Below are 24,301 nucleotides of genomic sequence, written 5' to 3' on the forward strand. Positions count from 1 at the left end.
TCTTGTTATAAGATTAATAATTCTTTTGTTGATGGTGTCAATACCTCACGACCATTTTCAGTTATCAGTATAACATCCTCTACCCTTGCACCGCCTACACCTTTAAGGTAAATACCAGGCTCAACTGTAATCACCATATTCTCTTCTAGAATCTTATCTTTTAGAATAGAGAAAAGTGGTACTTCGTGTACCTCCAGACCGATACCATGTCCCGTACCTGTACCTGAACGTTCATTATAGCCATGCTTTATTATATTTTCCCTCATGAAAGCATCGACCTCTTGATCAGTCAGTCCTGGTCTTAATGCAGATACGCAATTTTCGAATGAGGTAAGTACAACATCATGTATATGTCTTAGCTCAGATGAAGGTTCTCCAACAGCAATAACCCTAGAAATATCAGCCCAGTAGCCTTGATAATTTGCACCAAAATCAATCGTAATCATATCGCCTTTTTCAATTATCTTCTCGCTAGCACGGCCATGTGGCAATGAAGAGCGATATCCCGATGCTACGATTGGTGAAAAAGATGTAGTCGTACACCCATGTTTATGAATAAATGATTCCAGTTCTTTAGCTACATCCAATTCAGAAATACCGGCTTTGACAAAGTTTAAGATGTGTAAGTACGCTTGATCCGTAACCTCTGCCGCTACCCTTAACTTTTCAATTTCTTCCTTTGATTTAATCATTCGGAGTTTTTCTATAACATCGCGAGTAGGTATTAATTCTGCAGAAAAGAGGGCTTCATTTCTGCTAAATAACCCAAATGATAAATGTTCTTGCTCAAAACCAAGTTTACTAATCTTCATTCTATTTGCCTGTACAACTACTTCTTCAAAAATTTTTCCCTTATGGCCAGTATGACCAGCATGTAAAACAATCTCGTAATCCTTCGCTTGATTTTGGGCCTGCTCTACATAACGATAATCAGTAATTAGTTTAGCTTCGTTTTCAGAAATAAGAATAACCCCATTACTTCCCGTAAAGCCAGACATGTATTGTCTGTTCCATGGATGAACAATCATCATCCCATCTACACCTAATTCATGGAATCTTTCTCGGAGTCTATTAATCTTTTCCATCATTCTCCTCCTCACGTTAATTATTTCATAAATTAATAATGCAATTTTTATGCCATGAATGTATATATCCTTTTTTGTATTTCAGTGGCAAGATTAAGAGTGTTATTTTCAATATATTATACACTTTTAAAATATTTAGACAATTAGTTGTAAAGACTTTTAAACACACTCTATTTATTATTAAAAGAACAATAATAATACTGCTGTTTCTTAACTGCTTCTATTATCAATAAGCGTGCATGGCACAATTCTTGCTTGATATATTTTGAATATTCGAATAAAGGAGGAGTTTAATTGATTAATCGAAAAAGAGCATTTACTTTTCTGCTTTCTTTATTAATCGCTTTCGCTTTATCAGGCTGTTATGGGAAAAGCAGTGACACCTCTAAGCCTGCAACTTCACCTGAGACGGACGGAAAAGATAAAGACCAAGTCTCCACACCAACTGAATCCCAAACTTTGAATTTGTATGCCTCAAATGAAATACCTACATTAAAGACAAACGGCGTCATTGATGGCCTGTCAGCAACCGTCATGATGAATATTTTGGAGGGACTTTACCGAAAAGATCCAGATCAGAATATTATTCCTGGAATAGCGAAGGAACATGAAGTAAGTGAAGATGGTAAAACCTATACCTTCCATTTGCGTAATGATGCAAAATGGAGTAACGGAACACCAGTAACCGCACAGGATTTTGTATTCGCATGGCATCGAGCACTCCATCCAGATACCCTTTCTCCACACGCTTATGAACTTGATAACATAGTAAATGCAGTTGAAATCCAAGATAAAGATCATGAGTTATACGGAAAAGTAGATGCTTTAGGTGTTAAAGCCATTGATGACTTTACTCTGGAAGTAAAGCTTAAAAATGCAATTCCGTATTTCCTTGATACTCTGAATAATATCGTTTTCTATCCACAAAATGAGGAATTTGTAACAGCACAAGGTGACAATTATGCATTAGAGCCAGAAAACTTAATCTATAATGGACCATTTCTTCTTGATTCATGGAAACATGAAGAAGGATGGGTTCTTAAGAAAAATCCAACCTATTGGGATTCTCAAAATGTAAAATTGGAAAACATAAATTTTAAAGTGGTTAAAGATGTATCAACAGGTGTGAATCTCTATGAATCAGGATCTGTTGATGTCGCAACCCTATCTTCAGAATTTGTAGATTTGTATCATGAACACGCAGATCTGCATTCCACTTTGAAAAGAGAGATGTATTTCATCCGTTTTAACCTTGCAAATAAATATTTAAGCAATGCTAATATCCGCAAAGCCATTGATATGGGATGGAACAAGAAAGAAGCTGCTGAGATGATTCTTAAAAACGGTTCTCTCCCAGCTTACTACTTAATTCCTGAGAAACTGGCAACTGCACCTGACGGAAAGGATTTCAGAAGCAAATATGGAAAATTTAACGCAGAGGGCGTTGAAAAAGCAAATGAATATTGGCAAAAAGGACTTGCTGAGCTAGGTACCGACAAAATTGAACTGGAATTTTTAAGCTACGATGACGGTCAGCGCAAGTCCGTTGCTGAATATATTAAAAATCAGCTTGAGAAAAACCTTCCTGGACTTACAGTTAAGATCAACCAGCAGCCGAATAAGCAAAAGCTTGCCCTTGAAGGAAAACAAGAGTATGACATGACTCATTCCGGCTGGCGCAGTGATATTGCTGATCCAACTGACTTTATGTCTATTCATCTCTCTGATGGACCATACAACTGGCAAAGCTATCAAAGTGCTGATTATGATAGGCTTGTAAAAAAAGCACAAGTGGACTTCTCTAATATTGATCAACGTTTTGCAGATTTACAAGAGGCCGAAAAGATCCTTATCGAAAAAGATATAGTTATTTCCCCGATGTATCAAGCAAGTGACGCGTACCTTGTAAAGCCATATGTAAAAGGATTAGTGGCAAATCCGAATTCCACTTATAGCTATCAGTGGACGTATATAGAAGGGAAATAATATAAAAGAACAAAACGTAGGATATATATTAAACCCTTAAAGTGGTACCAAGGAAAAAACACCTTTAATGTCATATAGATAAACTATATGACATAGAGGTGTTTTTTTATGGGGATAAAGGTGCATTATCCCGCTGGATTAAATGGAAACTACTAGAATATTTTAGAATGTTGATTCTTTAAATGAAATCAGTTAAATATTAGGGATTATTAAAAGCATCTAAGTAATTAATATTTTTAAGACTTATAAACAATTTCCCCATCAATAATTGTATATTTAACTTTTGCATTTGTATCGAACAATGGCATTCCTTCAAATAAGACAATATCTGCATCTTTTCCAACTTTTAATGATCCAACTCTGTCTTCTATACCTAGAATTTTAGCCGCATTGATAGTAATCATTCTTAAGGCACGGTCTACTGAGCAACCCTCTCTCACGGCCTCACCAGCTTGATGAATAAGACAGTCTACACTTAAAATCGGAGAATCAGTCATTATAGCTACATTGACTCCCCTATTATCAAGTTCGTAAACACTTTCGATATCTATTGGATCACATTCCCCAAAGCTTCTCATAACACCAATAGGTCCAAAAACTACATCACATCCACATTGTACTATTTCATCTATAAAATTCTTGGCACCCCATGCATGTTCAATCGAAAGCTTTAATTCAAATTTATTTGCTATTTCAATTGCTGTGAGCATATCAAATTGTGTACAGTGAACTTTAAGTTGAATTTCCTTATTAAAAACAGGCATAAAAGATTCCATTTCTTCATTATATAATGGAAGCTTCTTAGGATTATTTGCATATTCCTCTTTTTTCTTAAAATATTCTTTAGCTTCTGTAAGTGTATCCATTAGCAATTTTGCAACGGCCATCCTAGTCATTGGAGTATTTCCTTTGCTCCCATATGTCCCAATAGGATTTCCGCCTAAAGCAACTTTCATTGCTATCGGATTTTTTATAACCATATTAAAAATATTAGCACCGTAAGTTTTTGAAGCTACTCCTAGACCGCCAATAACATTTCCGCTTCCGGGAATGATAGCGACAGATGTTATTCCATTTGGATAAGTATGTCTAAAATCTTTAGAAGTTAGATCAATACTATATCTAATGTCCAATGAAGGTGTTGAATGTTTAGTCATTTCATTTGCATCATCACTATATTTATCTTTTTCAAAATTCATAACGCCTATATGTGTATGAGCGTCAATTAAACCAGGTGTCGCAATTAATCCTTCTGCATTAATTACAGCTTCATGTTGGTCATTAAGACCAACTCCAATATCTTTTATTTTCCCATTCTCTATTAAAATATCTCCATTTTCAATTACCTTTCCAGCCATCGTGTAGATTTTTGCATTTTTTATTAACAGCATGATTCTTCCTCCAAAGCTGAATATGCTATTTCTCCACTTATGATTGTGTATGAAAGTTTTGCATTATAATACTTTATTGGGTCATTTTCAAAAATGACTATATCTGCCTCTTTACCAATCTCAATACTACCTAATGTATCAGCTACTCCTAGCATTTTAGCAGGATTTAGTGTAATCATTTCAATGATTTTCTCACTATTGATCCCCGCTCGATACCAATTAATTGCATTCCATAAGAATTGTTCTCTTCCTGCACTCATAGTATCTGAAGACATAGATATTGCCATTGGTACCCCTGCTTCTTCTAATTTTACTATTCTACTTAAATCTGTTTCGTTATAAATAAGTCTTGATAAATAGATGTGTTCTCCTAGTACAAGAGATGCCCCAGAGTCTACTATGCTATCAAAACATCTATCAGCTTGATAGGCATTACAAATAACTAAATTTAGATCATATTCTTTCAAAACATAAATCAAAGAGTCTATTTCTACTTTATCATTTGCAGTAACAAACAAAGTCATTTCTCTGTTTAGAACTTTCTTCAATATTTCTTTCCTATCGTCAACTCTTTCTGGTATTTCCTCCAAAGAATATTCCTTCGCTTCTTCAAACTGCGTTTTTAAAACATTAAAAATTCCCATCTTAGTTTTAGGGAAAATATTTTTGGCTCCATATGCATCTTTAATTAAATTAATTACGGAGCATTTAAGACCAACAAACTCCTTAACTAGCATTTTTTTAGAGTTTAAGCCTTTTGTCTTAAATGCAGCCATTTGTCCCCCAATAATATTTGAATTCCCTGGAGATGCTCCCACAGTTGTAATACCAGATTTATATATTTTTTGAAGTTCCATTTCCTGTGGATTAAATGAATATTTAATATTCATTTCAATCGTTACTGGATTTGTAATTTCATCATTATCATTTATTTTAGAAGATAAATCAAAGCAACCTAGCCCGCATACAGGGTCAATAAACCCTGGAAATACATGTTTTCCTGTTGCATTAATTATAGCCACATTATCTATATCGATACTTTCCCTAACACTCCTAATTTTTCCATTATCAATAAGCACGTCACAATTCTCAAAAACTTCCCCTGTTCCAATATGAACTGTACCATTTTTAATAAGTATCATGACAGTCTCCTAAGCTTTCTAAAATATTAATAAGCATTGCTAATTTTTCAGGTTAAACATTAATAAAAACAGCTATACGTATGGTCGTTTCCCTTTTGTACATATTCCGGGTATGACTCTAAACATTTTTCAGTTGCTTTAAAACATCTTTTTGCAAAGTAACATCCTGGACCCGGATTAATAGGAGTTGGCGGTTCACCATCTATTCTTATTGGTACCTCATTCTCACTAATATCTATAGATGCGCAATTAGAAATTAATGCTTTCGTATAAGGATGTTGAGGATTTTGAATTACTTCATCTGTTTCTCCCATTTCAACAATTTTACCTAAATACATAACAGCGATTTTATCAGATATATATCTAGCAGCAGCAATATCATGACTAATAAATACCATTGCAGTATTGTTTTCCTTTTTAAGGTTTATGAGCATATTAATAATATCAGCTCTAACAGAAACATCTAGCATAGATACCGGTTCATCTGCCACTAAAAAGGAGGGCTTAAGCAACATAGACCTTAATATTGAAATTCTTTGTAATTGCCCTCCAGAAAGTTCGTGGGGATATCTCTCTAAGTAATCGTCCGCGGGTCTTAATCCTGCCTTTTCTAAAGTACTTTTACAAATTTCATATCTTTCTTCCTGGGACGAGCCAACATTGTGAATTTCCAATGGCCGCATCATGATTTTTGCAATTGTATGTCTTGGAGCGAATGTATCAAAAGGATTTTGAAATACCATCTGGGCATTCCTTCTAAAAATTTTAGAATCTCTTTTCATTAATTCTGTAGAAGGTTCTCCTTTTAGAAATATTTCACCACTCGTTGGGCTTTCTAATTGAACGAGTACTTTCCCTAAAGTTGATTTCCCACACCCACTCTCTCCAATCACTCCAAGAACTTCTCCTTCATTTAATGTAAAGGTTACACCATCAACAGATTTAACCCACTTTTTTTCGCCTAAATTAAAGAATGAATTTCTTTGTGGAAACCATTTGCTAATATTTTTCACTTCCAACACAGTTTGATTGTTTCCATTCAATTGAAATCACCCCCATATATATGACAAGCAGAGAAGTGGCCATGTGTAATTTCAATCTCCTTTGGTACTTCCTTATGACATTTCTCCTTCGCGAAACTACATCTTGGAGCAAAAATACAACCTTTATTTTGATCTGCTAAGTTTGGCATAAAACCCGGTATTCCACGAAGTTCTGTTTTTTCTCCCTTTAAAGATGGGAAAGACTTCATAAGACCTTGTGTGTAAGGATGAGTAGGTTTAAGTAATACATCTTGAACCTTTCCAACTTCCATTACTTTTCCTGCATACATTACAACAACCTTTTTACAAGCTGTAGCAACGACAGACATATCATGAGTAATCATTATTCTAGTCATCTTAATTTTTTCTTCTAATTTTTGAATTTCACTTAAAATTTGACCTTGTGTCACGACATCTAAGGCTGTAGTAGCTTCATCCAATATGAGTATTGGTGGTTGATGAATTAGACTAAGAGCAATTGAAACCCTTTGTAACATCCCACCAGATAATTCATGTGGATACAGATTATAGACTCTTTCCGATAAATTTACTAATTTAAAAAGAGAAAGTATTTTCTCTTTTACTTTTTGTTTAGATATTTTAGGAACGTGTACACGATATATATCCTCAATCTGACTCCCAATTTTATGAATTGGACTAAGTCCATTCATTGATTTTTGGAAAACAACTGCTAGTTCCTTCCACCTAATCTCATTAAATTCACCTGTACTCATTTTCAATAAATCTTTACCTTTATAATCGATCGTTCCAGTTATTTCAGTACTGCTTTCTGGCAAAAGTCTTAATATAGCCATTGCTAATGTTGATTTTCCTGATCCGCTCTCTCCGACAATTCCCACTGAATCCCCTTCATTTATAGAAAGAGATACATTATTAACAGCAAAAACTTGCTTTTCTTTATTTTTATACGCCACATTTAAATTTTTTATTTCCAGGACCTTCATCCCGTACCTCCTACTTCCTAACTTTTAGTTTAGGATTAAGAATTGTATTCAACCCATCGCCAATTAAATAAAAACTTACAACAAGAATAACTGTCGCTAGCCCAGAGAATGTTGAAATCCACCAAGCTGATGTCATGTAGGATTTTCCTTCAAAAATCATCTGTCCCCAACTTATTAAGTTTGGATCCCCTAATCCTAAAAAGCTTAATCCCGCTTCCGTTAGGATTGCTCCAGCTACACTTAATGTGGTATTCGCAATGACTGGAAATATTCCATTAGGTATAATGTACCTGAATAATATTGTTCCATGGCTTTCTCCCATAGCTTCTACGCTTTTTACAAATACTCGTTTTTTCAGACTCATCGCCTGAACTCTCATTAATCTTGCATTACTTGGCCATGAAGTAAGCCCAATGACTATCATTACATTGACTAGACTGCTTCCGAACAAGGCTACAATGATTAATATTAAAAAGAAAGTAGGTATCATTAGAAAAATATTTATGATCTCTGATATAATCCGATCCACTTTACCCCCAAAATAGCCGGCAATACCACCAATTACAGTACCTATAATTCCGGAAATAAGAGCCGAAACGATTCCGATCAAAAGTGAAGTTCTAGCACCATATACAAGCATACTGTATACATCCCTGCCAAGTCCGTCTGTTCCTAACCAATGCTCTTTACTAGGAGGTGTTAATAATTCACCATCTAGCTCATAGGGATTATGTGTAGCAAAAATTGGGGCAAAAGCTACTATTATTAGAATAAAAGTTAATATTAAACAACCATATTTTAATAGTGAATTAGTTTTCAATGTTTCAATAAGAGTTTTAAAAACAATATTTTTCCTATTGGTTGGATTCATAGCATAACCTCCCTGTTAATCTCAAAAAATGAGATTTTATAAAGCATTTTAATGCTAATACTTTTAATTATTTGTATCTTATTCTCGGGTCAATAAATGCATAGACAATATCTGTTATGACCATCATAACTGCGATTGAAATTGACATGATTAGATAGATACCCATAAGTAACGGATAGTCTCTTCTCATAATCGCATCCAGCATAAGACGCCCAGTACCTGGCCATGCAAAAACAGTCTCGACTAGCGCTGAACCAGTTACAATATAAGCTAGTGAAATACCAAATACAGTAATTGTAGGAAGTAAAGCATTTTTTAATACATACTTATAAAAAATTTTCTTTTCACTCATCCCTGTTGCCTTAAAGGTTGTAATAAAATCTTCTGAAGTTACTTGTAAAACCGTCGTTTGAGCTAGCTTAAAATAAGTAGGTATTTGGATAAGCGAAAGTGTTGCTACTGGCAAAATTAAATGCTTTAAAATATCTATATAATAGGGTAGACCTGTATAATTCGCTCTTAAATCAAGCATTCCAGAGGTTGGTAAGATTTTTAACCATGAGGCAAAAATCATAATTAACATAATCCCTAGCCAAAATGAAGGCATCGCATTGAATAAATAAGCTAAACCTGAAAAAAATGTATCTATTTTTGATCCCTGATGCCTAGAAGCATAAAGTCCGAGCAAAGTTCCTATTATTAAAGCTAAAATTGCTCCAGAAAGAGCAAGTAGTAACGATGGACCCATAGTATGACCAATCAGACTCATTACCGGCTCGTTGTACAAAATTGACTGACCAAAATCACCTTGGATTACATTCTTTAAGTAGGAAACTAATTGTAAATATATCGGTTGATCAAGCCCATATTTTTTTTGTAGTTCTACTATCATTTCCTCGGAGGGATTATCTCTTCCCGCTAAAATTCTTATCGGATCACCTGGCGCTGCATGAATAACAAAGAAATTGAGCACTAATACGACTACTACCGCCAGTATTCCTGTTAGTACTCGTTTTAATATATATTGTTTCATCGTTTCGCCTCCTCTCTTTAAATACAAAACGAAGTATTAAACATTCCATAATTTATCAAAGGCAATACAATGCTGCATTGCCTTTGATAGATTACTATTATTGTTTTATTTATTTACATCTAAAATTGAATACTCTGCTCCTCCAACCTTACCGATACCATCGTCAATTGGATGTCCAGAGATATAATCTTTCATGACAAAAATATACATCCATTCTGTTAATGGCAGTACAGGATATTCTTCTGACATGATCTTTTGAATTTCTTTGTAAATGACTGCACGCTCATCTTGATCAGCAGTCTTCAATCCTTCTGCTAATAGTCTATCTATTTCTGGATTGCTATAGTGCATTAAGTTCATAGCACCCCCAGTACCAACCCTTACAAATAAACCTTCTGGATCAATTCCATGATTACCACCAAGTATAGTAAGTTCAAAATCACCATTTCTAACTTTTTCATCCCATGCCGAATATTCTAAAGTTGATATTGTCGTTTCTATTCCAATCTCTTTTAAGTTTGACTGAACAACTTTTGCGATATCTGTAAATACCGGGAACTGGAATATTAATATCTCAATATCTTTTAACCTCACACCATTTTTGTCAGGTGTTAATCCAGCTTCGTCAAGCAACTGTTTTGCTTTTTCAACATCCCTCTCAGGCATTACATCTTTGTCATTGTATGCCCACTCAACTGCTGGAGTATAAAAACCTTCAGCTCTCCATGCATATCCTTTATGTGCCTTCTTAACGAGTTCATCACGATCGATCGCATATGCTAATGCTTCTCTAACCCTTACATCATTCCAAGGCTTTTTCTCTAAATTAGCTATCATATACTGTCTTGAGTTCGAAAGAGTTTTAACAACTTTTACTCCTTCTGTTTTTTCCAATGAAGGAACAGCAGCTGGTGTAATTGCAGAGCTATAATCAATGACATCAACTTCACCATTTAAGAAGGATTGAACAACCGTATTTTCATCAGGAATGACAGAAAAAACTAATTTGTCAATTTTAGGTGCACCTTTAAAATAATCTTTATTTGCTTCTAATGTCACACTAATACCTCGTTTATGCTCAACAAACTTAAAAGGCCCTGTCCCAATTGGATGCTGATTTACTGAATTCTCCACCCAGTCAGTTCCCTCATAAAGATGGGATGGCATGATTACTGCGCCTGATAAAATACTTAGAATTGCTGCATTAGGCTCTTTCAATTCTATAACTACTGTTTGATCATCCGGACAGGTTATCTCTTTAATAGAACCTAATTGGTTAACGATAAAACCTTTCTTCTCAATAATTTCATCTATAGTCCACTTAACATCCTTAGATTTAAATGGTTCTCCATCATGCCACTTCACATCTTTTTGCAAGTGGAAAGTATAAATTTTCCCATCTTCTGAGATATCCCATGATTCTGCCAGATCAGGTAATATATTAAATCCATCATCTTGAGTTATTAAGGAACTCAAAACGTTTGATGTAACATAACCTGAACCTCCATCCCCAACATTTGGGTTAAAATGTACAGGATCGGAACCTAATGCTATGACAGCAGTCTTCTCATTCTTTTTCTCAGAACTTTCATTAGTTGAACTTTGAGTATTACTAGAGGAAGAATCCGTACATCCTACTATAGAAATAAACATCACTGTTACTAACATTAAAAACATTATCCTTTTCATAAACTTTCCCCCTTGTATAATTTTCTAATTTCTTTGTTTTGTAGAAATGATTATAAATTCCCCCTATTATTATTTTTTCTTTTAATCACCTCTCTTAAAATTTCCCTATAAACGTATTGCACGAATTGTGCCAATTATACAAAAAATAAAAAAATCCTATTTTATAGGACCATAATCCTGAATAAGATGAAATACTTCTAGTAAAAAAGAGCAATTGAATAATTTATTAATATTAAAATTTTTAAATGTGCATATGTTTTTATACATTGGAACAAATAATGTAAAATTATTTTGAATTTTCGAAAATGTATGCAATACACCCTGTATTTCACTTTATTGTAAATCTCCACTTTTTTATTATTCCAAAAATGATGTATAAAAAATTAAACACATATGATCCATAAAATAAAATCTCGGTTGGCACGATAGTTGCAAGTTTATTTTGTTGATTCTTTAAAAAAGGAGGCATATTTATGACAATATTAAAGACGGAAATAGAAGATAATTTTCACGGTACCATTGTTAATGACCCCTTTCGTTGGTTAGAAAACTCAGATTCACTTCAAACGAAAGAATGGGATTCACAGCAAATGCTGGCAACAGAACAGTATATTGAGGCAATTCCACAAAGAGATATCATAAAAGATAGACTAGAAAACCTTTGGGATTATCCTAAATATTTTGTTCCGAAAAAACACGGGGACTATTATTATTATTTAAAAAATTGCGGTTCAAATAATCAGCCTAATCTTTATCGCTCAAAAAATTTAGAAGCCATTGAAGAAACAGAAGAAGTAATCATTGATGTCAATTCATTGAGTAATGATGGAACGATCGCTATTACCAATCTCTCATTTCATTCCAATGGTACGTTACTTGCCTATGCACTTTCTGAAAAGGGAAGTGACTGGCAGGAATTCCAAATATTAAATTTAAAGTCTTTGGAGCATTATTCTGAAAAGATTGTGTGGTGCAAATTTTCGAGTATCGCATGGGAAAAAGATGGAAATGGATTTTATTATAATCGCTATCCAGAGGCACATAATGAATTGAATGACGAAAATCACTTTAATAAAGTGTATTGGCATTCGTTGAATACAGATCAGCGTGCGGATGAGGTTATCTTTGAGTACCTCGAAGATCAGCAAATGCTGTTTTATCCTTCCATTACAAGTGATAATTCTTATTTAATTCTTCATGCAGGCAGGGGGACAGAACATAGAAGCAGATATCTTTATAAAGATTTATCAACTCCAAATAGTAAATTTAAGTGGCTTTTAAAAGATGGGGATGCCCTTTATTCATTTATTGGCAAAAAAGAAAATCAATTGTATTTTTTTACGGATAAAGAAGCTCCAAATGGCCAGATCATTAGTATTTCAATTGATTCGCCAGAAAATGAGAATTGGAAGGTCGTTATCCCTGAGATGGACGAGTCCATTTCTTCTATAGAAATCATAGCTGATCACTTAGTTGTTTCCTATATTCGTCACGCATCCTATTGTTTAAAGGTCTTCACTACGTCTGGAAATTTTATAAAAGAAATTCCTATGCCTGAACTAGGAACGATTGTTGAGTTTCATGGGAAAGAAGAGGACGATGAGCTTTATTTTAGTTTTACATCCTTTTTATCACCTACTTCCATTTACAAATATAGTTTTGAAACTGGACAAGTTACTGCTGTATTCAAGTCTTCCTTTCAGCTTGATCCTTCTGAATACAAAACTGAACAAGTCTTTTATCATTCAAAAGACGGTACAAAAATACCGATGTTTTTAACATATAAAAAGGGAATGAAACGGGATGGACAAAATCCAGCTCTTCTGTATGGATATGGTGGATATCATATCTCCTTAACCCCTTCATTTTCAGCATCAAATCTATTATGGCTGGAAAACGGAGGCATATATGCAGTTGCGAATATTCGCGGAGGAGGCGAATATGGACTTTCCTGGCATGAAGCTGGTATGAAGGAAAAAAAGCAGAATGTGTTTGATGACTTTATTGCTGCAGCGGAATATTTAATTTCAGAGGGATATACGAATTCAGCAAAATTAGCAATAATGGGGGGCAGTAATGGTGGACTGCTTGTAGCTGCTTGTATGATACAAAGACCAGAACTTTTTGGTGCAATAATCTGTAATGTTCCAGTTTTAGACATGCTCCGTTTTCAAAAATTTACAGTTGGAAGGTTTTGGGTTACAGAATTTGGTGACCCAGAAGCAACGCGTGAGGAATTCGAAGTTTTATATGCATACTCACCATTGCATAATATTGAGAATAGAGTTCAGTACCCACCAATATTAATTACAACTGCCGATTCAGATGACCGTGTCGTCCCTGCGCATGCCCGTAAGTTTACGGCAGCATTACAGGATGCAAATCCACAAGCTACTAAGCCAATATTATTAAGAATCGAGAAAGGCGCAGGCCATGGGTTAGGAAAGCCCTTAGAAAAAATAATTGGTGAACATACTGATATTTTTGCTTTTCTATTTAAACACTTAGAGGTATAAGTAAAATCGGGGCGTGGAAATTACTCGCCCCGGTATTCAATTTATTACAATATAAAACTGTTGACCTCAATCTCGCCCCCCCCCTGTTTCCCTTACAGGGAAATCCTTGTGCAGCAATTTTCCTCTAATAAAGAAAGATTCACAAAGATTAAACCTTTCTTCACAATACACTTTTAAGTCTTACAAAAGTGTAAGAGAAATTGTAAGATAAACAAATTTTTAATAATGAACGAATTCACTATAATTCTCTCTAATAACACATATGGAGGAGTAATAATGAATTTGTCGGAATTGAATATTGATTTGTTTAGAATAATTAATAATCTAGGTAAACATTCCACGTACATAAATCCCACTATGACTTTCATTGCTGAATATATGGTGTTTTTCTTAGTATTAAGTGTCTTAATATTTTGGTTTACAAGAAGTAACACAAATAGAATTATGGTCATTTGTGCATCGATTACTTTTGCAGTTGCTGAAATAGCAGGTAAAATTGCTGGAAAACTTCATTCAAATAACCAGCCGTTCGCTGAACTGTCTAATGTTAATAAGCTCATCGATCATGCAGTAGATAATTCATTTCCAAGTGATCATACCCTTTTGTTCTTTTCATTTTGTATGACTTTCTATCTCTTTAGAAGAAGATGGGGATTTTTATGGATTTTATTAGCATTCCTTGTAGGTCTTTCACGTATTTGGGTGGGGGTACATTATCCAGCAGATGTTATTGTTGGAGCTGTTATAAGTATATTCATAGCAATAATCGTTTATCGAGTTGTACCTAAATTAAGTATCACTAAAAAGATGTTGGGTGTTTATGAGAAAGGTGAACAATTAATCCTACCAATAAAAACTAAATCTAAAGAACAATAGTTCACTATATAAATTTTTCAGCATTGTTTTTTAGAAAACTACTGTAAAATTTGTTAATAAACTCTAGGACAATGTATTTTCTCAAACCTTCAAAATATGTTTTTAAAGACGACATTTTTGAAAGGAGATTAGGCCATGACTGGGCATGAAGAAATTTCAGATCGTGATACCCAAATCAATCCAGCCTTGTTTGTTTCACGGTCTTTAGACGAAATTCGTTTTTGGTCTAGGATTATGAAGGAGCATTCGCTATTTCTTAGATTAGGCTTTAGATGCGAGGATACACAGTTAATAGCGGAAGCGAATAATTTTTATCATGTATTTGAACAAATTGAACAACGGTCTCATGCTTTTAATAATCAAACATCACCAGAAGTAATAAGAAAATTTAATAGTGAAGTTCAACAAGCTGCAACAAATATATTTGCTTTTAAGCGTAAAGTGTTAGGATTAATACTTACTTGCAAATTGCCTGGTGCAAATAACTTTCCGCTTTTAGTTGATCATACCAGCAGGGAGGCCAATTATTTTCGAAAACGATTAATCGAATTAAATGAAGGAAAATTGAAACCACTTCCAGACGCGATAATAAAAGAAAATGTTTTCTTCTTAAGAATAATGGCTGATCACGCTAAATTTATCGGACATCTCCTTGATCCATCAGAAAGAAAGCTGGTTGATTTGGCCAGAAATTTCAGTAATGACTTTGATGAATTAGTTTTTCAAGCTAGAGATATAGAATCTATGAGTCCACAGTCTAAGACCGTACCACTTTTAGATCAATTCCTAGATCAAAATCGTGTGTCAGTTGTTTCTCTTAAGGACTTTAAGAAAACAGCACGAGAATTAATCGAAGAATGTAAAATTAAGAGCATCATCCACCCTCTGCTGGCTGACCATGTTTTCCGAGAGGCTGAAAGATTTCTTGAAATTATTGATATGTTCGAAAGACATCTCACAGGGGTAAAACCACGCTCTATTTAATTCATTATTCATATATAGTCTAACGGTGCCTTATTTTTAACCAATTTATTCCGTTAGACTATTTTCTTTTCTTAACGAATTTTTTTCCGTTCTAATTACAGAGTTTGGTTCAACATGCACATGCACAGCGTACACTTCATGCTCTTTATATAAAACCTTCTCTACTGTTGTAGATATATCATGTGCATCTTCTAGATTTAAATTTGAATTTACTAGGATAACCACGTCTACAACCGTGTTGTTTCCATAGTTTCTAGCCTTTAATTCCTCAATCCCTTTTACCCCATTGATATGTAGAATGGTTTCTTTAAAATCCTCTAACAATTTTTCATCGAAGCCATCTGTCAAATGATGGGAAGCCTCTCTAAAAATATCCCAAGCTGTTTTACAAATGAGCAGGCCTACAATAACAGCTGCCAGTGGATCGAGCCACGGGAGATTAAATTGTGAGCCAATAATTCCAACAGCTGCCCCAATACTTACCCAAGCATCTGATAAATTATCCTTTGCTGCAGCCATAACCGATTGACTATTGATTTTGTTTGCAAGCTTTTTATTATATCGATAAACAAAATACATAATAACAGCACAAAAAATCCCAGTCCATGCAGCAACTAGGTCCGGAGCTTCTTTTTCCAAATGAAAGAAAGAGGTTATCGCCTCGAATAATACTTGAATTCCAACTGCCATCATAATGAAGGAGGCCACAAGTGTTGCAACATTTTCAGCCTTCCAATGTCCATATGGATGGTCTTTATCTGCAGGTTTTTGAGAGAGCTTTAACCCAATTAGAACAGCAATAGAGGCAATAATATCTGTCATATTGTTCATCCCATCTGCCTTTAAAGCTTCTGAGTTAGACATATAGCCAATCATTAACTTAAGAGCGGATAGACAAATATAAGCCACGATGCTTATTATAGCCCCACGCTCTCCCATTTTTAATTGTTCATATCTTTGTTGTTCCATGTTGGACCCTCCATCTGTAACTTCTTGATTATCTTATCAACCAGATAGCGTGTGGGTCTAGAGCAACGTTTTTTCATTCGTTTATAAAAATAACAAGCTTACAAAAAAGTTTACCGAGGCAAATTGCTTAAAAAGTATGAAAAAATAAGGAGTCGAATAACTACAATGTTCACGCACTACATGTGGCGGCGTTACAGGGCATTTACGGGTAGTTGATCACCCACTTAGAATTTATTGTTCCCTCAACCTCTTTTGGTTAAGGTTCTTATCCCCCGTTAATCTACGATAGATTAGCTTAAGCATAAAACGCATCTCATTAGTTCATTTTTTCTTTTAGAAACTGTAAATAATAGATATAATGAAGGTCTACATGAAACGACTACTCCGTCAATTTAAATACTATTTCTATTAAAAATGCTAATTAAAACATTAAACATAAATTGATATTACTATTAATAGGAGATACTTATATGGAATCCAAACAAAGATACGAAATGCTCTTAAATAATATGAATCAATACAATTCAGGAAACAGGGGTATTACAAGGGTAGCTTACACAAATGAAGAACAAGCTGGTACCCATGCTTTCATGCGGTTTTGCAAGTCTGAAAATTTAGATATCCGTCTTGATCCTTGTGGAAACTTGATTGCTAGAAGAGAGGGTAAAAATAATACGCTTCCACCAGTTGTCATGGGGTCTCACTTGGATACTGTTTACCAAGGGGGAAAATATGATGGAATTGTAGGAGTAACAGCGGGTCTGGAAGTGATCAAACGACTGAATGACAAAGGGATTGAAACAGATCACCCAATTGAGGTTATTTCATTTGCCTGTGAGGAATCATCAAGATTTGGCGTATCGACTGTCGGAAGCAAGGCGATGGCTGGATTAATTGACAAGGAGAAATACCGAAATTTAAAGGATCGTGATGGGATTACGATGGAAAAGGCATTTGCCTTATGTGCGCTTGATTTTAATAGTATCGACGAAGCAAATAGAGCGAATGAAGGATTTAAGGCATATTTCGAATTGCATGTCGAACAAGGCCCTGTCCTTATAAATAATAATAATAAAATTGGGATTGTTACTGGTATTGCAGCACCAGTCAGATTATTACTCAAAATCTTTGGGGTAGCTTCTCATTCAGGAACAACGCCGATGAATATGAGAAAAGACGCTCTTCTTGGAGCCTCAGAGATTGCTTTAGAACTTGAAAAGGCGGCAAAACTAGAACAAGCTCATGGCACTGTTGGTACTATCGGAGTATTAGATATTCCTACTGGTGCAATGAATGTCGTTCCAGGTGAGGTAGAGCTAAAAATCGATATCCGATCAACCTCAACCGACTCGAGAGAGCGAGTGTTAAAACACATCTATGAAACCATTTCTTCAGTTAAAGAAAAGAGGCAGCTTGAAATCGATTACAAGGTCATTAGTTTAGAAGAACCTGTCCTTCTTTCTTCAGAACTAATAGAAGGAATAAGAAACATATGTGAGAGCAAGGAACTATCTTACGAAGTAATGCAGAGTGGTGCAGGGCATGATGCGATGAATATGACAAGACTTGGTCCAACAGGATTAATTTTTGTACCTTCTGTAGATGGATTAAGCCATCATCCAGATGAATACACCGATCTTGACGACATAATGATTGGGATTGATGTTTTAGAAGAAGTTGTTATTCAATTTGCAAAAGCAGTAGAAATCACAAAGTAATTAGAACATATTTAAGGGGTTGTCCCATAAGGTGTCTAGCATCCACATAATACAAATCTAGAATCTCACTCGCTTTATTGATACTAGATATTGTTCGTGGTGCCTGACACCTTTGCATTGGGACAACCCCTTCATTTATAATAGGAAGGAATATTTTTTTATTTCGCTCCAGCCTTCAGTAAAATTTCTTTTATCTCCTTAAAACCTCTTTCTTCTGCATGTTGAAGTGGTGTGACCCCTCCTGAATCTGGAATGTTTACATCTGCTCCATGCTCAATTAATATTTTTATTGTTTCCTGCTGTTTTTTCCCGCCGTTACTTAAAACAATAGCCTCCATTAAGGCTGTCCAACCTAAATTATTGATATGATTCACATCGACATCAGTCTGTTCCAAAAGCACTTTTACGACTTCTATATATCCGTGCTCGGAAGCCGGAATAAGTGCTGTACCTCCAAATCGGTTTACGATTTTTGGATCCGCTCCCGCTTCAACCGTAAGCTTTAATATCTCAAGATACCCTTCGGCACCAGCATAAAGAAAGGGACTATTTTTCATATTATCTTGAATATTAACGTCTGCACCCTTTTCAATTAATGCCTTAACCATTTCAGCATTATTCGCATACGTAGCAATCATAACCGCGGTCCTACCCTGATTGTCTCTGCTATTTACATCTATCCCCTGCTCTAGCAGCTCATTCACTTTCGCAATATTTCCTTGATCAGCTGCTTTAAAAAATTGACTTTTCATATCATCCCTCTTCTCTACTTTTATTTCCTTTGATTTCTCAGTTATATTAGGATTCTGACATCCTATTAAAATAAGTATCATCATCCAGATAGAAAGTCGTACAATTGCCATGCTCACAACCCTCACTTGAAATAAGATTTTTTACTCATTTTCAATTTTCCCATAATGACCTATTTTTATCTTTTTGATATACTGTATATCGTATTATTCACATACAAATACTAAACATAATTTCCTTACTGGATTGGACGTGAATGAAAAAAATGAGTCATACCGTTATCTACAAAGAAAATGAACACTTTGCAATTAAGGCTGATTTCTACGAGACTAACCATAATAACGCCCCAGTTGTTGTATATATTCATGGAGGCGGTCTACTTTGGGGAACAAGAAAAGAGCTTAGCGAAGAAATGATACAACTATATACCAATAATGGTTTTTGCGTATTTTCTATCGACTATAGACTAGCTCCTGAGACAAAACTTCCAGACATCCTTGAGGACATGCAGGATGCTCTTCTATGGTTAGAATCTGAAGGAACTAAGCAGTTTTCTATAGATCCTAAAAGAATAGCAGTAGTGGGAAGTTCCGCAGGTGGTTTTCTTGCTCTTAGTACAGGAACATTTAAAAATAAGCCACGTGCCATTGTTTCCTTCTATGGATATGGAGACATTAGTGCCAAATGGGCAACAAGTCCAAACAAATTCTATTGCCAAAAAGATAAAGTATCGAAAGAAATAACAAATACCCTTGTTTCCGATCAAATTATCACTGAAGGATCTGTTGAAGATCGATTTCTTCTATATTTATATGTGAGACAAACAGGTGAATGGATTCCATTCATAACTGGAATTAATCCATTATTTGATCAAGAAGAAATTCTAAAATTCTGCCCTATGTATAATATTTCGAAAGAATATCCCCCTACCTTATTTCTCCACGGTACGAAAGACGTGGATGTTCCATACGAACAATCTGCTTTTATGCGCGGGGCTTTAATAAAAGAAGGAATCGAAGCTAAATTAATTACAATTCCAAATGGAGAGCATGTTTTTGATAAGGATTTCCATAACCCTGTTGTTCAAAACGCCCTGAAGCAGGTCATTGAATTTCTTCAGGTTCATTTATCAATATAATTTAAACGTTAATTAGTCGGGATTCCATTACACAGGACAGCTAGTTTTTAGCCTGTCTTCATTCCCCATTTTTTTCGATTGAATATAGTGGTTGTCCCATAAGGTGTCTGGTATCCACTTAATACATATATCTAGAATTCCACTCGCTTATTGATACTAGATATTATTCGTGGTGCCTGACAACTTTGCTTTTGGGACAGCCCCCTATTAAATTCAGTAATGAAATGGAAACTAATCAGTATAACTGAGAACATTATCAAATTAGTTAGCTAAAAATTATTTATCCTTCCAAAGCTGATCAATGGTTATGGCAACAAAAGTCCCGATAAGTAACCCATTATGGAAAATATTCTGGATGATATTTGGTAACCCGCTAAACGTTTCCTCTGGTAAAAACATAATGCCCATACCAATAAGAAATGCGACACCAATAATGGTCAAATTTCGTTCATTTAAAGATTGTTTTGTCAGAGAACGAAGTGCAATTCCCAACATCTCAATGAGTGTCGCCAATAGAGCAGCACTGGCAACAGGCAAAGGTAATGAAGACAATAAGCCTACAATGCTTGGAAATATTGAGATCGTGATTAGTATTCCGCAAGCGGTCAAGAACGGCAGAATGCGGTATTGCTTTGTTAGCTTTACAAATCCAGCAGTGGCAGGCAAAGGAACAACAGCAATCGTGGAGAACATAGCTGATAGAAAATGGGATATGCCTCCTGCCCATGTTCCTGAATTAAGTCTTTCTTGTAAAGATTTTTTATTATGAGGGACCACTTCCTCTGCTGAGGTTATGGCCGCAAATGTGTTGGAAAGCAGCAGAAATGTAAATAAAATGGCTGTAACTATAATACCACCATTAAATTTTGGCAGCCCCCAAGCAAAAGCCTCAGGCAATCTTATTAGATCAGATGAAATGGTCAACGTTGTTTGGCTTTTGCCTAATACAGCAAATATGCTCCAGCCAAACAATATTCCGATAAGGATAGCGTAACTCTTTAACCATCCTTTCCCTTTTGTATTTAAGAATATAATAAGTAAAAAGACGAGCAGGGATAGTAAAAAGCTCAGTACATCCAAATGACCAGCACGATTACTGCTTGAGACCATCCCATTAAAAAATACACCACTTAATTGAATCGCTAATATAAATAGAAAGGTTCCGGTAACGATTGGTGTAAAGAGAAAGAGCAGATGCTGAACCCATTTTGTTATTCCTAATAAAAACAATGCCAAGCCTGCAATTAATAATCCCGCCTCAAGAATTTGCAGTGTCTCCATCATGGTGTTACCTTGCTGCAACCCTACACTTGCATAAATAACAAATATACTAACCCAAGAGCCAGCTGGACCATCTGCTATTGGATAACGGTGACCAAATTTCGCCTGAATGAACGAACTGAGACCAACGATAAAGAATGTTCTTTGCATTAGAGACGATATTTCTTGTTCAGAAAGCTGATACACATTTCCAATAACGATGGGAAGAGCAACTGAATTAGCAAGTAAATAAACAAACCATTGAAATGTACTTATATATTTATTTTCTGAGTTCATTAATTGTTTTAATTCCTTCCATGAAAGCAGCCTAATAAAAAAATGCTAAAATCCGGCACCAGAAATTAGTGCCGGATAAGTGACGTTAGTGTACTCATTTATTGAGAATATTATTTCTCTTCATTTAGCTTGTGGAAATGCTCCCATAGGTAATCGCAATCTTCTCTGTTTTCAACCTTAATCATGTTAACAACGCTATCGTCTTCACCTTTTAAATAAGCTCGAAGATGTTTGTCAGAGAAACCATGCTTAGCGGCATCTTCATTAGTGCTGCAGTAGTAAACATTTTTAATACCAGCCCAGATAATTGCTCCTACACACATTGGGCAAGGCTCACAAGTTGCGTAAATTTCGCAATCTGATAAGTCGAATGTTCCCAATTTTTTAGTAGCCTCACGAATAGCAACCATTTCTGCATGTGCCGACACATCAGTGTCTCTCATCATTGTATTTCCAACAGCAGCAATTACTTCACCGTTACGAACGATAGTTGAGCCGAATGGTCCTCCATGTTTTTTATTCATGCCTTCGATTGTAGCATCTACAGCTAGTTTCATGTAATCCATATCAAAAATCCTCCGCAATTTTGGTTATATAAATTTTTTGGATAACTGTATGCACGAGCTTCCATTTTACTCTGTAACAGGACCAATATTTTCTTTCTTATTTACATAAAGCTTGTACGCTAAAAATGCTGCAATTAGTAGATATCCCCAAACGAAAGGCATAGCAATATCTTGTGCAAGTCCGAGAGTGCTTGTATGAATAGCACCAACAAAAGTTAAAGCGGCTCCAAGCACAGCAGCTATTATTCCTCCAATAGGCGTGTTACGGATAGTAAATACAGCTATACAACCCCAAAGCACACTCGTAATAGGAGCACCATTACCTAGAGCAAGCAAACCATCGTAGAAAAGTCCAGCATTGTGAAGGGCAAGTGAAGAAACTTGATCGGCACCCTCCCCTACCGACATACCAGTAGCCGAAATTGCATTATTAACAGCAGTAAGTGCCCAAGTAGCAACCCATGGGAAGAAACATACAAAGATTGCCGGAGCTTCAAATTTCGGACTTTCTTTAACAACTTGATGTCCTGTTACAATCGCAATAAACACGAGCATCGGAACAATAGCGGCAATTGGGACAACAGCTAGTAAAAGACCCATAAGACTAAAAATTGATATCAGGAATATTGCAACAGAGCTAGCAATAGAATAGCCTAATCCAGCACCAACTTCTTTCCATCCAGCATGTCCTACATATACTGTTACTGGGAATGGGTTACCACAAAGGCCACCAATTGCAGAACAAACACCGTTTGTAATCATAACGTCTCTAGTTTTGTATTCGTCTCCACAAACAGCAGCAGCTTCAACGTTTTCTAGATTAAAAATGTAGTTTGATAACCCTAGAGGTACAGCAGTTAATAAATATGGTAAAGCAGCGTTAAAACTGTCGGCAAAACCATCTAAATGTAACATAGGAGGATTAAAGCCAAATGATTTTAGAGCTTCAGTAACATCAGCAGGATTTTGATAACCAGCTATCCAAGCAATTGCAGTTCCAACTACTATCAATAATAAACCTGTAGGTATTTTCTTGAATAGAGGATGCTTACTTAACCAGTTCATGAAAATAATTATTAATGCAACAAATGCTACTACAGGCATTTCAAAAGATTGTAGCATTGGGTTCATACCTAAGAATACAAATGCCAAACCTGCCAAGGCTGCTAGCAATACTGTTCTTGGAACGAGCTTTCGAATAGTTTCACCTAAAAATGCACCTATTAATAAAATGATAGCCTCAACGAAGACCCAAAGGATCGCAACTGTTGTAGTAAAAGCAGCATCCTGTGTTTGATGATATAGAGGAAGCATAATCACAAATACGATAAGAAAAATACCAGGTGAACTAGAACCTGATGGTAGAGCGGTAATGTCATTTCTACCTGTTTTCTTAGCTAATTTATAAGCAAAATAAGCAAACATAATACCAGATAGCAATACAGCAAATCCAAAGCCAGGAACAATTTGTTTATAAACGAATTCTTTTGGCATACCTACTACACCAATTAATAATGAAATCATAACCAAAAAGTCTGTCAAAACGTTAACGAACAAACCGAAGGAAGCAGCAAAATCTCCCTTTTTCCAAAAAGTCACGTTTCCCATGATTTACACTCCTTGCTTTTTATTAAAAAGCCTGTTTAAATTTTGCTCCAAAGCGAGGATCCATTCGCTTGTTAGCGTTTTCATTTCGCACAATATTTCCATGCGCCTATAGGTCTCTAAATAATACTTTGAATTAATTAATTCGACATTTTGGAAAGGCTTATTTCAATGCCTTAATTTAGGCATTTGCACTAAACCTTACAAGCTAAGTTTATACAAAATGCACAAAATCGTCATTGTATATCAAATCCAAAAAAATGTGTTTATTATTAGGCAAGTTATACAATGTATTTTGTACAAAATGAGACCATGATTTATAGTGAATGAGAACAAAGTCCTATTTGCATAAATAATGGAGAAAACACTCATGCATTCTTAATCATTTAGGCCGACCCAAATTAAGGTCGGCCATTA

Annotated in this window: 19 protein-coding genes; 6 read left to right on the forward strand and 13 right to left on the reverse strand. The window is 35.3% G+C overall.

The window, feature by feature from the left end; translation table 11 throughout:
* Positions 1-5: 5 nt before the first annotated feature.
* Entirely contained in the window at positions 6-1,085 is a 1,080-nt protein-coding gene (locus FSZ17_RS18650; RefSeq protein WP_057776722.1) for a M24 family metallopeptidase, read from the reverse strand.
* 294 nt (positions 1,086-1,379) lie between these two features.
* On the opposite strand from FSZ17_RS18650, the gene FSZ17_RS18655 reads away from it, so the two are divergent.
* On the forward strand, positions 1,380-3,071 hold the full coding sequence (locus FSZ17_RS18655) for a peptide ABC transporter substrate-binding protein (protein WP_057776723.1): 1,692 nt from the start codon (positions 1,380-1,382) through the stop codon (positions 3,069-3,071).
* A 236-nt stretch (positions 3,072-3,307) separates the two neighbouring features.
* On the opposite strand, the gene FSZ17_RS18660 is transcribed toward FSZ17_RS18655, so the two are convergent.
* The 7 genes from FSZ17_RS18660 to FSZ17_RS18690 all read right to left on the reverse strand — a co-directional run bounded on the left by FSZ17_RS18660 (position 3,308) and on the right by FSZ17_RS18690 (position 11,205).
* Positions 3,308-4,462, reverse strand: a complete 1,155-nt coding sequence (locus tag FSZ17_RS18660; protein WP_057776724.1) for an amidohydrolase family protein — start codon at positions 4,460-4,462, stop codon at positions 3,308-3,310.
* Positions 4,453-5,604 carry an amidohydrolase family protein gene (locus tag FSZ17_RS18665; protein ID WP_057776725.1) on the reverse strand — a complete coding sequence of 384 codons (1,152 nt, stop codon included), beginning with the start codon at positions 5,602-5,604 and terminating at the stop codon, positions 4,453-4,455. The genes FSZ17_RS18660 and FSZ17_RS18665 overlap by 10 nt, the downstream gene beginning before the upstream one ends.
* 59 nt (positions 5,605-5,663) lie before the next feature.
* On the reverse strand, positions 5,664-6,647 hold the full coding sequence (locus FSZ17_RS18670) for an ABC transporter ATP-binding protein (protein WP_146846522.1): 984 nt from the start codon (positions 6,645-6,647) through the stop codon (positions 5,664-5,666).
* Complete coding sequence (locus FSZ17_RS18675) at positions 6,644-7,612, reverse strand: ABC transporter ATP-binding protein (RefSeq protein WP_057776726.1); 969 nt, start codon at positions 7,610-7,612, stop codon at positions 6,644-6,646. The genes FSZ17_RS18670 and FSZ17_RS18675 overlap by 4 nt, the downstream gene beginning before the upstream one ends.
* A gap of 10 nt (positions 7,613-7,622) precedes the next feature.
* Positions 7,623-8,483 (reverse strand): ABC transporter permease, encoded by an 861-nt coding sequence (locus FSZ17_RS18680; protein ID WP_057776727.1) that lies wholly within the window; start codon positions 8,481-8,483, stop codon positions 7,623-7,625.
* A 67-nt stretch (positions 8,484-8,550) separates the two neighbouring features.
* Entirely contained in the window at positions 8,551-9,516 is a 966-nt protein-coding gene (locus tag FSZ17_RS18685) for an ABC transporter permease (protein ID WP_057776728.1), read from the reverse strand.
* Positions 9,517-9,621: 105 nt separating this feature from the next.
* Positions 9,622-11,205, reverse strand: coding sequence for an ABC transporter substrate-binding protein (locus FSZ17_RS18690; RefSeq protein WP_057776729.1), 1,584 nt, complete (start codon positions 11,203-11,205; stop codon positions 9,622-9,624).
* A 473-nt stretch (positions 11,206-11,678) separates the two neighbouring features.
* Here FSZ17_RS18690 and FSZ17_RS18695 point away from each other — a divergent pair, with 473 nt between their 5' ends.
* The 3 genes from FSZ17_RS18695 (at position 11,679) to FSZ17_RS18705 (ending at position 15,581) form a co-directional block, all read left to right on the forward strand.
* Entirely contained in the window at positions 11,679-13,721 is a 2,043-nt protein-coding gene (locus tag FSZ17_RS18695) for a prolyl oligopeptidase family serine peptidase (protein ID WP_057776730.1), read from the forward strand.
* A 276-nt stretch (positions 13,722-13,997) separates the two neighbouring features.
* Positions 13,998-14,597 (forward strand): undecaprenyl-diphosphatase, encoded by a 600-nt coding sequence (locus tag FSZ17_RS18700; protein ID WP_057776731.1) that lies wholly within the window; start codon positions 13,998-14,000, stop codon positions 14,595-14,597.
* Between the two features lie 135 nt (positions 14,598-14,732).
* A complete protein-coding gene (locus FSZ17_RS18705; RefSeq protein WP_057776732.1) occupies positions 14,733-15,581 on the forward strand; it encodes a DUF2935 domain-containing protein in 849 nt (282 codons plus the stop codon).
* A gap of 45 nt (positions 15,582-15,626) precedes the next feature.
* On the opposite strand, the gene FSZ17_RS18710 is transcribed toward FSZ17_RS18705, so the two are convergent.
* Positions 15,627-16,550, reverse strand: coding sequence for a cation diffusion facilitator family transporter (locus FSZ17_RS18710; protein WP_057776733.1), 924 nt, complete (start codon positions 16,548-16,550; stop codon positions 15,627-15,629).
* A 470-nt stretch (positions 16,551-17,020) separates the two neighbouring features.
* Here FSZ17_RS18710 and FSZ17_RS18715 point away from each other — a divergent pair, with 470 nt between their 5' ends.
* Entirely contained in the window at positions 17,021-18,268 is a 1,248-nt protein-coding gene (locus FSZ17_RS18715) for a M20 family metallo-hydrolase (protein ID WP_057776734.1), read from the forward strand.
* A gap of 158 nt (positions 18,269-18,426) precedes the next feature.
* On the opposite strand, the gene FSZ17_RS18720 is transcribed toward FSZ17_RS18715, so the two are convergent.
* A complete protein-coding gene (locus FSZ17_RS18720; protein ID WP_057776735.1) occupies positions 18,427-19,131 on the reverse strand; it encodes an ankyrin repeat domain-containing protein in 705 nt (234 codons plus the stop codon).
* Positions 19,132-19,274: 143 nt separating this feature from the next.
* On the opposite strand from FSZ17_RS18720, the gene FSZ17_RS18725 reads away from it, so the two are divergent.
* On the forward strand, positions 19,275-20,156 hold the full coding sequence (locus FSZ17_RS18725) for an alpha/beta hydrolase (RefSeq protein WP_228460236.1): 882 nt from the start codon (positions 19,275-19,277) through the stop codon (positions 20,154-20,156).
* Between the two features lie 276 nt (positions 20,157-20,432).
* Here FSZ17_RS18725 and FSZ17_RS18730 read toward each other — a convergent pair whose 3' ends face one another.
* The 3 genes from FSZ17_RS18730 to FSZ17_RS18740 all read right to left on the reverse strand — a co-directional run bounded on the left by FSZ17_RS18730 (position 20,433) and on the right by FSZ17_RS18740 (position 23,887).
* Positions 20,433-21,713: a purine/pyrimidine permease gene (locus FSZ17_RS18730; protein ID WP_057776736.1), complete on the reverse strand. Its 1,281-nt coding sequence runs from the start codon at positions 21,711-21,713 to the stop codon at positions 20,433-20,435.
* A gap of 110 nt (positions 21,714-21,823) precedes the next feature.
* The gene (locus FSZ17_RS18735) at positions 21,824-22,279 is read right to left on the reverse strand and encodes a nucleoside deaminase (RefSeq protein WP_057776737.1); all 456 of its coding nucleotides are present in this window, start codon (positions 22,277-22,279) and stop codon (positions 21,824-21,826) included.
* Positions 22,280-22,345: 66 nt separating this feature from the next.
* A complete protein-coding gene (locus FSZ17_RS18740) occupies positions 22,346-23,887 on the reverse strand; it encodes a hypothetical protein (RefSeq protein ID WP_057776738.1) in 1,542 nt (513 codons plus the stop codon).
* Between the last annotated feature and the right edge of the window lie 414 nt (positions 23,888-24,301).

The organism is Cytobacillus dafuensis (genome assembly GCF_007995155.1).
GTDB lineage: Bacteria > Bacillota > Bacilli > Bacillales > Cytobacillaceae > Cytobacillus > Cytobacillus dafuensis.